This window comes from Nocardiopsis quinghaiensis, from assembly GCF_008638365.1.
Taxonomy (GTDB): Bacteria; Actinomycetota; Actinomycetes; order Streptosporangiales; family Streptosporangiaceae; genus Nocardiopsis; species Nocardiopsis quinghaiensis.
Map to the genome: position 1 here is coordinate 129,528 of NZ_VWVU01000017.1, position 10,283 is coordinate 139,810.

A 10,283-nucleotide genomic window follows, 5' to 3' on the forward strand; every position below is an offset into this window, starting at 1 on the left:
GAGGAGCACCGACCGTGTGGCCGGGGGCACCGCTGCTCAGCGGCGCCCCTCAGGAAGGGGTCATACGGCTCCGGGGAGAGCCCGACCACCGTGCTTCTTCGCGGGGACGGGGAAGGAGCGGTGGCGCCAGACACGGGAGACGGTCGACTGCGACACTCCCGCCCTGGCCGCGACGGCCCTCGTGGAAGGGCGCTCGGCGGTACCCTCCACGATCAGCGCGACGATCTGCTCATCGATGATGGTCCGTGGCCGCCCCGGCCTGGGAGCGTCGGCCAGACCCTCCAACCGCTGCTGTGAGAAACGTCTGCGCCATTTCCTGACGGTCGCCACGCTCACGCACAGGTCGCGGGCCACCTGGGCCTGCGACACGGGTAGACCGTCGGAACCGGTCTGGTCGCAGGCCAGAACGATACGGGCTCTCAGAGCCACTTGCTGGGACAGCTTGTGCTGCCTGGTCCACCGCCGCAGTTCACAGCGCTCATCGTCGGTCAATCCCAGCGGCACGAGCTTCGGGCCAGGACGCTTCATACACAACCCCTTCTGACGTGGTGACAGGCCGGGCAGCGGCGTGTCCCGCACCTGGGACGCCGACCGCTGCACCGGGCCCCGGATCCGGGTCAGCCCCGAACGGTGTCCGTCGGAGCCTCCTCGGCACCGGTCTCCGTCTCCTGCGCGCCCATCGCCGGGATGTGCCGCAGCGACAGCACGATCAGGAGCGCGAGGAGGGCGGACAGGGCGGCGTTGATCCCGCCGACCACGGTGACGGCGCTGGTGAAGGCGGCCTGGGCCGACTCCACCAGCGACGCGGCGGTGCCCTGCGGCATCTCTTCGGCGGCCACCACGGTCGCGGCCAGTGAGTCGCGTGCCGCCTCCGAGGCCGCCGTCGGAAGACCGTCCGCGACGGTGAGCGAGCTTCGGTAGACGAACGTGCCGATGCTGCCCAGCACGGCGATGCCCAGAGCGGTGCCCAGCTCGGTGCTGGTCTCGGAGAGCGCCGAGGCCGAACCGGCGCGTTCCTCCGGGGCGGAGCTGAGGATGAGATCGGTGCCCAGGGCGATGAGGGGGCCGCCGCCGGCGAGGATGAGCGTGAAGCCCACCACGGACACGGTCAGGTCCGGGGAGCCGTCGACGAGGGCGAGGACGGCGTGGCCGACACCGGACACCCCCAGGCCGGCCGCCACCACGTAGGCGGGCCGCACCCACGCGGCGACCATGGGAGCGGTCATGGAGGTCACGGTGAGCAGGACCGCTCCAGGCAGCAGCCACAGCCCCGCGGCCAGCGGTGTCTGGCCGACGACCAGCTGCAGGTACTGGGTGATGAACAGGTAGGTGCCGCCCGCGACGAACATGGTCATGAGCATCGCCGTGAGGAGGACGCTGAAGGACCAGTTGCGGAACAGCCCGAGGTCGAGCAGCGGGCTGGCCAGGGACCGCTGGCGGTACACGAAGACGGCGCCGACGGCCAGGCCGGCGGCGATCGCCGCCAGCGCGGGGAGGGACGCGCCGTCGCGCGCCAGTTCCTTGAGCCCGTAGACGACCGGCAGGAGAGCGGCGAGGGAGAGCAGGACGCTGACCAGGTCCACCCTGCCCGCGTCGGGGTCCTTGAACTCGGGGAGCAGGAACGGGGCCAGGACGAGCATCACGAGCATCACCGGTACGGCCATCAGGAAGACCGAGCCCCACCAGAACGTCTGTAGCAGGGCGCCGCCGACGACCGGGCCCAGAGCGATACCGACGGAGAAGACCGTGGCCCAGAGGGCGATCGCCATACCGCGTTCGCGTGGATCCCCGAACATGTTGCTGATCAGGGCGAGTGTGGAGGGCATCAGGGTGGCGCCCGCCAGACCCAGGAGGGCACGGGCCCCGATCAGCATCTCGGGAGAGGTGGAGTAGGCGGCCAGCACGGAGGCGGCACCGAAGGCCGTGCCGCCGATCAGAAGCAGCCTGCGCCGACCGATCCGGTCGCCGAGGGTCCCCATGGTGACGAGGAACCCGGCGATCATGAAGGCGTAGATGTCGATGACCCAGAGCAGCTGCGGGCCGCTGGCCTGGAGGTCCGCGCTGATGTGGGGCGCGGCGAGGTTCAGTACGCTGATGTCGATCGAGGCCAGCAGGGTGGGCAGGGCCAGCACGGCCAGTCCGGTCCACTGTCTGGCGCCGGCGCGTTCCGGTGCGGTGGGTGCGGTGGTCATGTGATTCCTTCGGTTCTTCGACGCGGCGGGGAAGGGTTCCCCGGCCGCTCCATTCTTGTCTGGGGATACGACATTTTCCGGTTTCTGGAGATGTGTGCTTTCGCCGCCTCAAAATAGTAGAAAATTCAACATCGTCTCGTAGCCGGTCCGCTTCCCCGCAGGGGGATCCCGGTTCCGTGTGAGCTCCGTCCGAACGCGTGCACTGGTTTCATGCCTGGTGAGGACGGTGCTGTCCGGGGCGGGAGGGTGGGCCGTCCCTCGGCGTCCCCTCCTGGGTTCTCCGGGAGGGATTCAGGATCGGATGTTTCTCATGGGGTTTGTGGCTGTTTTTCCTTGGATTTACCACATGGGGGTTGTTGGGTTCCGTAATGGTGCGAACGCGGTTCTCGGCAAAGAAACGGCATGTTCGTGCCAGGGTGCCCGCCGGTTGCCTTTTCGGTGCCGGGCGCGCCTGCGGGTGCCGTGCACCGGGAAGGACCCTCGCGGGTCGGCGCCGTCGACAGGTGTCAGGGGCGAGCCCCCTGGAGTTCACCGGACGCCGTTCCGGCCCCGGCCGCTGGGAGGCTGTCGACGGACAGGGCCTTCAGCACGTGTCCGAGCACCCTGACCGCGGTCCGCGGAGAGTAGAGGAAGAAGTGCCCCCCCTCGAACAGCTCCGACCGAAAACCGCTGGTCGTCTCCAGGCTCCACAGGGGCATGCGCTCGGTCACCACGACCGGATCGTCGTGGGCTCCCACCGCCAGGATGGGAACCCCGGTCTCGGAGCCCGGACGCCGATGGGTCTCCATCGCTTCGAGGTCGGCCCGCACCGCTCTCAGTACCGGACCGATCAGTCCCCTCTGCTCCCGCAGACGCGCGGGCAGGCCGCCGATCCGCACCAGGTGCTCCAGTAGTTCCTCGTCCCCGCGCCTGTGCGCGAACGGCGCGACGTCGCGAAAGCACGGCGGTTGCCGGGCCGACACCACCAGCAGCCGGGGTGGGCGGCCCCCGGCCTCTAGGGCCCGGGACAGCTCGTAGCCCAGGACACTGCCGAAGCTGTGCCCGAGTACGGCCAAGGGAAGGTCGTCGGTTTCCGAGAGCTCTCCCACCAGCCCCTCGACCATCGGCTCCACCCTGCGCAGGGGTTCCTCCGCGATACGGGCGCCGTGTCCGGGCAGCTGGGCGACGAGTAGCTCCACGTCGTCGGGAAGCAGATCGCGCCAGGGGTTGAAAGCGGACGGCCAGCCCCCCGCGTGGGGGAGGGCGACCAAGCGCCTCCGGAACGGGCGGTCGCCGCCGCCCACGCGTGTCAGCCAGTTCGACATGGTCCTCACAACATCAGGGGATGGTGGTCTCGCAGGAAGTCGATCACTCGCCTCTGGTGCGGCTGCAGGCGCTGGCCCGGCAGGTGGTCGAGGGAGTGACGGAAGGGGTCCTCCGGTGCGGGCAGGCCCGCGACGGCGCTCGCCGTGCCGAGCACCAGCATGGGTTGGTACCAGGCGGAGTAGCCGCCCTCGTGCACGAGGACGCACCGTCCTCCGCACAGCTCCGCGGCGAGTTCGCACACCATCGAGACCAGGGTGTGGAAGGTCAGGCTGGTGCACAGCATGCGCCCCATCGGGTCGTGCCCGCTCGCGTCGACCCCGGCCGCCACCAGGAGCAGTTCCGGTCGGAAGGCGCGTGCGGCGGGTGCCACCACCTGGGTGAAGGCGGCCAGGTAGGCCTCGTGGCCCGAGCCCGGGGGGAGGGGAATGTTGAGAGTGCTGCCCTCGCCCTCTCCGGCGCCGGTGTCGGTGATCGAGCCCGAGCCCGGTGGGAAGAGGCCGTCCTGGTGGATCGAGGCGTACAGAACGTCGGGATCCTCGTGGAACGCCTTCTGGATGCCGTTGCCGTGGTGCACGTCCCAGTCGATCACCATCACGCGCCGCAGCCCCAGTCCCTGCGCGACCCGGGCGCCGACGGCGACGTTGTTGAACAGGCACAGGGCCATGGCCCGGTCGGGCTCGGCGTGGTGTCCGGGCGGGCGCACCAGGCAGTAGGCCCTCTCGTGCCGACCCGCGACGACGTCGCGTACGGCCGCCGCGCAGGCTCCGACAGCCAGCCGCGCGGCCCTCGAACTGTGGTAGTTCACGTGGGCGTACACGCCCGCGTCACCGCCGCCCGAGGCCGAGGCCGCCTCCACCCGGGCGACGTGACCGGGGGTGTGGACCAGCTCCAACTCCTCGTCCGGAGCGGCCTCGGGGGTCAGGCAGTCGAAGCCGTCCAGCACTCCGGAAGCCCTGACCAGGCCCTCAGCGCGGCGTAGGTCGGGGTCCACGGCGAACTGCCGCAGCGGCTCGACCCACGGGCCGACCGGGACGTAGCCCGACCCCGGCCCGGGATCGTGCCAGTGGCAGAGTTCGTGGCTGTACCACGCGAACGCGGCCATGTCAGAGGGTCTCCCTCGTGACGACGGTGAGGCCGCCCGCCTCGGCGATGCCGGCGCGGTGGTACTCACGCTCCTCGTCAGGGGTGCACTTGGTGTCCAGGACGGTCTCCAGCCATCCGAGTACCCGCTCGGTCTCGGCGGGGGTCAGTTCGCGGTCGGCCGTCTCCTTCTCCAGTTCGCGGATGCGTCGCGCGGGTTCGATGACACCGGTCTCGTAGGTCTCGTCGTCGGGGCCGTTGTTGCGGGTGCACGCGATCGCCTTCAGTACCGCACCGAAGAACGCTCCGTTGTTGGTCTCGCTCATGTCTGTCCCTTTCCACGGGTGGGTCCCACAGGTGTACGGGTTTCGGTTTCCGGGGCCGTGGCGCCTCGTGCGCCGCAGGTCACCGGATCAGGTCCAGGCGGCGCCCCGCCTTCTCCAGGACCGAGGCGGCCTCCTCCAGGTCGCCTGCCGAGTGGGTGAGGTTGACGATCGTGCGCAGCCGGGGCAGGGCCCGGGGCACCGCCGGGTAGACGATCGGCTGGACGAACAGGCCGTCCGCCTGGCACAGCCGGGCCATGTCCTGGGCCTGCTCGGCGGAGGAGCACAGGACCGGCACGACCGGTGAGGCGCTCTGGAGGGTGTCGAAGCCCAGGGAGTGCAGCCGCTCCCGGTACCCGTCGGTCAGGCGGCGCAGGCGCTCGACCATCCCCGGTGACGCGTCGATCACCTCGAAGGCGGCCTTGGCCGCCGCGACCTGGGCGGGGGTGGTGGCGGCGGAGAACATCCAGCCGCGCGCGTTGTTCTTGAGCGCGAAGACCAGGTCCCGGGAACCGGCCACGTAGCCGCCCGCGCTCGGGACCGTCTTGGACAGGGTGCCCATCTTGATGTCGACGCGCGCGGGGTCCAGACCGAAGTGCTCCACGATTCCCCGCCCGGTGTGGCCGAGGACGCCGATGCTGTGTGCCTCATCCACCATCACGGGGACGCCGTACCGCTCACACAGGTCGAGGATGCCCGGAAGGTCGGCGATGTCGCCGTCCATGCTGAAGACCGCGTCGGTGACGACGATGCGCCCTGTGCCGTCGGTCCGGCGCAGTGCCCGCTCCAGGTCGGCCAGGTCGTTGTGGGCGTAGGTGATCACCCTGGCTCCGCACATCCGGTAGCCGTCCAGGATGCTCGCGTGGTTGTACACGTCACCGATGACCACGTCCTCGGGGCCGAGCAGCGCGCCGATGGTCGCCTGGTTGGCCATGTAGCCGCTGGAGTAGACGACGGCGTCCTCGGCGCCGAGGAAGTTCGCGATGGCCAGTTCCAGCTCCCGGTGCAGGTCCAGCGTCCCCGCCAGGAGGCGCACGCCGTGCGCGCCGGTCCCGAAGCGGCGCACGGCGAGCTGGGCCTGGGCGCCGATGTAGTCGTGGCCGAGCAGCCCGAGGTAGCTGTAGGAGGCCAGGTTGAGGAACCACCGCCCGTCGAACCGGATGCGGGGGCCCTCGGCCGCCTCGACCACGGGCTCGTAGAAGTAGTCGTCGCGGGCCACGATCTCGCGGTCCTCAGCCGACAGGGCGTCGATGCGCTGTTCCAGGAAGGTGCCGCCCGGGCGGTTGGAGAGGCGCCCGGGCAGGGTGCGCTGCGGGGTCAGGTGCGGGACCGCTCCGGAGGGGGAACCGGGCGCCTGGCCTCGCGTGGCCGGCTCCGGCCGGTGGGCGGGCACGTGCCGCGCGGCGGGCCGCGCGGCGGGCCGCGCGGCGGGCCGGGCGGCACCGGACGGCGGAGCCGGGAGGAGCCCGGGCTCGTGCCGGTACTGGTCCCAGGCCGGGGCGAAGGCCGCCGGCGCGGCGACGGGAGCCGCGCTCCCCGCGACCGGTGCCGGGGCGGGGGACTGGGCCGGGACCGGCCCAGGGACCCGGGTCGGCTCAGGAGCGGGAGCCGGGGCCGGCGCCGCACCGCTGAGCACGGTGGACAGGTGGGCGAGCAGGTCGCCGATGTCGGGGTACTCGAAGAGCACGGCGGTGTCGATGTCGATGCCGCGGGCGTTGAGGGCGGCGCCGACCTCCACCGCGGTGATCGAGTCCAGCCCGAGTTCGAGCAGGTTGTCCTGGGGCCCGACCTGCTCCTGGTGGAGCGTCTTGGCGAGGATGTCGCGCAGCGGCGTCCACAGGTCGTCGGCGGTCGTCGGGGGCATGTCCTTCTCCTCCGGTTCGGCGGGCGGGGTCAGCACGTAGTTGGCGGGCGGGAGGGCGAGGACGGTGTCGAGCAGGGCCAGGCCGGCCTCGGCGGACAGGGCGGGCACACCCCTCAGGGAGGCCCCACCGGTGACGGTCTCGCCCATGCCCACCTCCCACAGGCCCCAGGCGAGGCCGTACCACGGCATGCCGCGTGCCCGCATGGCCGCGGAGAACCCGTCCATGTAGGCGTTGGCGGCCGAGTAGGCGCTCTGCCCGAGGTTGCCGTGGACGGCCGAGACGGAGGAGAACACGGCGACGAAGTCCGGCGCCCTCCCCTCCAGCCCTTCACCGAGGACGTGCACGCCGCCGACCTTGGGGTGGAGCACCTCCGCCACCTGCTCGGGGCCCAGGGACCGGGCCAGGCCGTCGCGGAGCACGCCCGCGCAGTGGAGCACCCCGTGGAAGCGTTCGGACCCGGCCAGGAGGGGGCCCAGGTCGCACACGTCACCCGCGTGCGAAACGACGTCGCAGCGCTCCGCGAGGCGGCGCAGGCGCTCGGCGCGCTCGCCCCGGTCGGGCACCGTCCGGCCGACCAGGGTCAGGTGGGCGCAGCCCAGCTCGGCGAGGTGCTCCGCCACGTGGAGGCCGATACCGCCCATACCGCCGGTCACCAGGAAGCGTCGGCCCCGCACGGCGCGGGGCTCCCCGACCGCATCGGGCACGGGAGCGAGCCCGGGCCGGTGCCAGGCCCCGTCGTGCATCCGCAGCTCTGGTTCGCCGAAGCGCACCCCCTCCGGCGGCTCGGGAGAGCCGCCCAGGTCCACCAGGCGCAGGCGGGCGCGGGGCAGCTCCCTGCGCAGACTGCGCACGAGTCCCCACAGCGCGGTGTGCGCGGGGTCGGGCGCGCTCTGGGAGGTGCCGTGTGCCCCGTCGGTGACGACCGTCAGGGACGGTACGGGGCGGCGCGCCGTGATCGTGGTCACCAGACGGAAGAAACCCTGGACGAGGGCACGGGCGCCCTCGGGGCCGTGCGCGCCGCGGGGCGCGACGTACACCAGCTCCTCCACCGTGTCCGCCACCTCGGGCAGGTCTCCGGGGGCCTCGGCGGTCGGCCGCAGGACCAACGGCGCGGTCCCCTCCGGGAGCGGATCCGGGACGGGGTCCACCTGTTCCCAGGCCACGTGGGAGATCCCGTCCGATACCGCGACGGGAGAGGGGCCGGGCGGGGGAGGAGGGGCCTGCGGCGGGACCGCCGGGGCGGACGCGCGCAGGGTCACTCCCTCGGCCTCCAGCAGGACCTCGCCCTGCTGGTTGTACAGGGAGGCCCTGCCCCTGACCATGCCCCGGCCTCCGCCTGTGCGTTCGACCAGTGCCCACACACTGCCCGAGACCCGTCGGCGCGCGGAGACGGCGTGCACCGACCACGGCAGGCACGCACCCGCGCGGCCCCCGTCCAGGAAGCCCAGGCACTGGAAGACGGAGTCCAGCAGCTGCGGTGGGACGAAGTGCGGGCCGACGGCGTCCTCACCGGTACGCAGGAGGGCGAGCACGCGGTCCGGCCCCGAGCGCAGGGAGCGCACGACCCGGAAGGAGGGGCCGTAGACGATGCCGCTTTCCTGCTGCCAGCGCCGGAAGCGGTCGAGGCCGGCCGGTTCCGGGCAGCTCGCGGCGAGGGCGGCCAGGTCCTCGTAGCGGGGCACGGGGAGCGCGCCGCGTGTGGCGGTGCAGCGGGAGTGCTCGGTCCACTCCCCGCCGCCGGGCGGGCGCGAGCGCAGAGCGCACTCCCCGTCCCGGTCCAGGGCGGTCTCCACCTCGACACCGTCCTCGGGGACGGTCAGCGGGGCCCGGAAGGCGGTGCGTTCGAGCCGCCAGGAACCACCGGGTTCCAGCACGTCCAGCGCGGTGAGAAGTGAGTCGACCTGTGCCGCGGCGGGGAGGACGGCCTCACCGCCGACCACGTGGTCCGCGGCGAGGGGCTCGTCCCGCCGCACGAGGTTGCGGAAGACGCTCATGGTAGGAGCTCGAATCTCTCGGTGGCCATGGTCAGTCCGTTCACCTGGACGTCGACGAGGTGCTCGCCCGGGTAGTACCTGCGGGTCTGGACCTCCCTGATCGTGTGCGCCTTCTCCAGGTGCCTGACTTGTCCGGGAGCCAGGTCGAGGTCGGAGAGCTTGAAGACCTTGGGGATGAGCCGCCCGTTCTTGCGCACGTGGTGGACCACGTAGTCCACGGTCACGCGGTGCGCACGGGTGTCGGTGTTCTCGACGGCGAAGCGGAGGGTGACCGTGTCACCCAGGCGGAGGGCCGCGGGGCGTGCGGTCATGCCGTGCACCTTGATGTGTTCGCCCCCGGTGGTCCCGAGTACGGCCAGGGCCTCCTGGTTCCCCTCCTTGACGAGGGTGCGCAGGGCGTGCTTGACGATCCACGCGGTTTCGGGGGTCGGGCTTTCCCGGGACCAGCGCCGAACGGTCGCGAGCGCGGTCTCCGGGTGTTCTTTGGAGATGTCGTTGAGGTTGTTGGCCACGGATTTTCGGACATAGTCCGAAGGATCGCTGCGCAGGAGTTCGAGGACCTCCAGAACGGGGGCGGGGTTCTCGACGAAGAACGGAAGCCTGCTCGCCCACGGGAGCCTCGGACGCGTTCCCTCGCTGGCCAGGCGCCGGACATTGTGGCTGGGGTCGGACGCCCATTCCCTGACGCGTTCCATCGTCGTTTCACGGTGCTCTGCGATGAACGGTCGAATGGCGTATTCAGCGGTGTGGCAGCGTGTCACCGCCTCCAGGAAGTCGAGGGACTCACCGGGGTGGTCCAATCCGTACTCCTCGACATAGCGGGCCACCGGCATGAGGAACCAGCTCACCGTGAACATCCCCTGGCCCTCGGGGAGTTCGTCTCCGAGGGTGGCGCGCAGGACATCCAGCGCCTTGGTGTAGTCCTCGGGAAGGCGCGAGCGCAGGCCCTCGGCCAGTACCAGGACCCGGTCCTTGAGCTCCAGCCCGGGGACGCGGCGGTCGACCTCGGCCGCGTACCCAGCGGTGTCGAAACCAGGAAGGGCACTTTGGATGCGTTCGCCCAGGATTGTGGCTGTCTCACCCGTGAAGTGCTTTTTCAGGCTGTATTCGCCGGACATGGTTATTTCCCCTCTCGGATGTCGATGTCCCCGAGCAGCGGATGGCGTGGGAACACTCCGGAGGGAGTTTCCCGGGGCCTGGACGGGCTGCCGGTGTTCTTCGTGAACACGGGGCCGCCCTCTCCTCGGGGAGAGGAGATCCAAAAGCTTTTCCGCTCGAAGGGGCGGCCCGGGACGCGGGTCAGGCTATCGCCTTTGCCTTCGTGCAGCGCGGCCCAGTCGAGTTCGGTTCCCGAAGTCCTGTGGTATTCGGCGACCTGTTCCAGGAGCTTTCTCTGTTCGGGGTGGTTTTTGTGGAGGGTGGTGTGCCAGTGGGTGGTGGGGTCGTTGAGGGTGGTGCGGGCGTGGGGGGTGAGGTGGGGTTGGGGTCCGATTTCCCAGAAGTGGCGGGCTCCGTGGTGGTGGA

8 protein-coding genes are annotated in these 10,283 nt (G+C 71.1%); all 8 read right to left on the minus strand.

Annotated elements, in window-relative coordinates; translation table 11 throughout:
* Positions 1-60: 60 nt before the first annotated feature.
* The gene (locus FYX01_RS19300) at positions 61-528 is read right to left on the minus strand and encodes a helix-turn-helix domain-containing protein (protein ID WP_150243360.1); all 468 of its coding nucleotides are present in this window, start codon (positions 526-528) and stop codon (positions 61-63) included.
* Between the two features lie 89 nt (positions 529-617).
* Positions 618-2,192 (minus strand): MFS transporter, encoded by a 1,575-nt coding sequence (locus tag FYX01_RS19305; protein WP_150243362.1) that lies wholly within the window; start codon positions 2,190-2,192, stop codon positions 618-620.
* Between the two features lie 506 nt (positions 2,193-2,698).
* Positions 2,699-3,496: a thioesterase II family protein gene (locus tag FYX01_RS19310; RefSeq protein WP_150243364.1), complete on the minus strand. Its 798-nt coding sequence runs from the start codon at positions 3,494-3,496 to the stop codon at positions 2,699-2,701.
* A gap of 5 nt (positions 3,497-3,501) precedes the next feature.
* Positions 3,502-4,599, minus strand: a complete 1,098-nt coding sequence (locus tag FYX01_RS19315) for a class II histone deacetylase (RefSeq protein ID WP_150243366.1) — start codon at positions 4,597-4,599, stop codon at positions 3,502-3,504.
* Position 4,600: 1 nt separating this feature from the next.
* On the minus strand, positions 4,601-4,903 hold the full coding sequence (locus FYX01_RS19320; RefSeq protein ID WP_150243368.1) for a hypothetical protein: 303 nt from the start codon (positions 4,901-4,903) through the stop codon (positions 4,601-4,603).
* A 79-nt stretch (positions 4,904-4,982) separates the two neighbouring features.
* Positions 4,983-8,759, minus strand: coding sequence for an aminotransferase class I/II-fold pyridoxal phosphate-dependent enzyme (locus tag FYX01_RS19325; RefSeq protein WP_150243370.1), 3,777 nt, complete (start codon positions 8,757-8,759; stop codon positions 4,983-4,985).
* Positions 8,756-9,877 carry a DNA alkylation repair protein gene (locus tag FYX01_RS19330; protein WP_150243372.1) on the minus strand — a complete coding sequence of 374 codons (1,122 nt, stop codon included), beginning with the start codon at positions 9,875-9,877 and terminating at the stop codon, positions 8,756-8,758. The genes FYX01_RS19325 and FYX01_RS19330 overlap by 4 nt, the downstream gene beginning before the upstream one ends.
* Before the next feature lie 2 nt (positions 9,878-9,879).
* On the minus strand, positions 9,880-10,283 hold a 404-nt coding region (locus tag FYX01_RS26790), incomplete at its 5' end, for a hypothetical protein (RefSeq protein ID WP_223830556.1).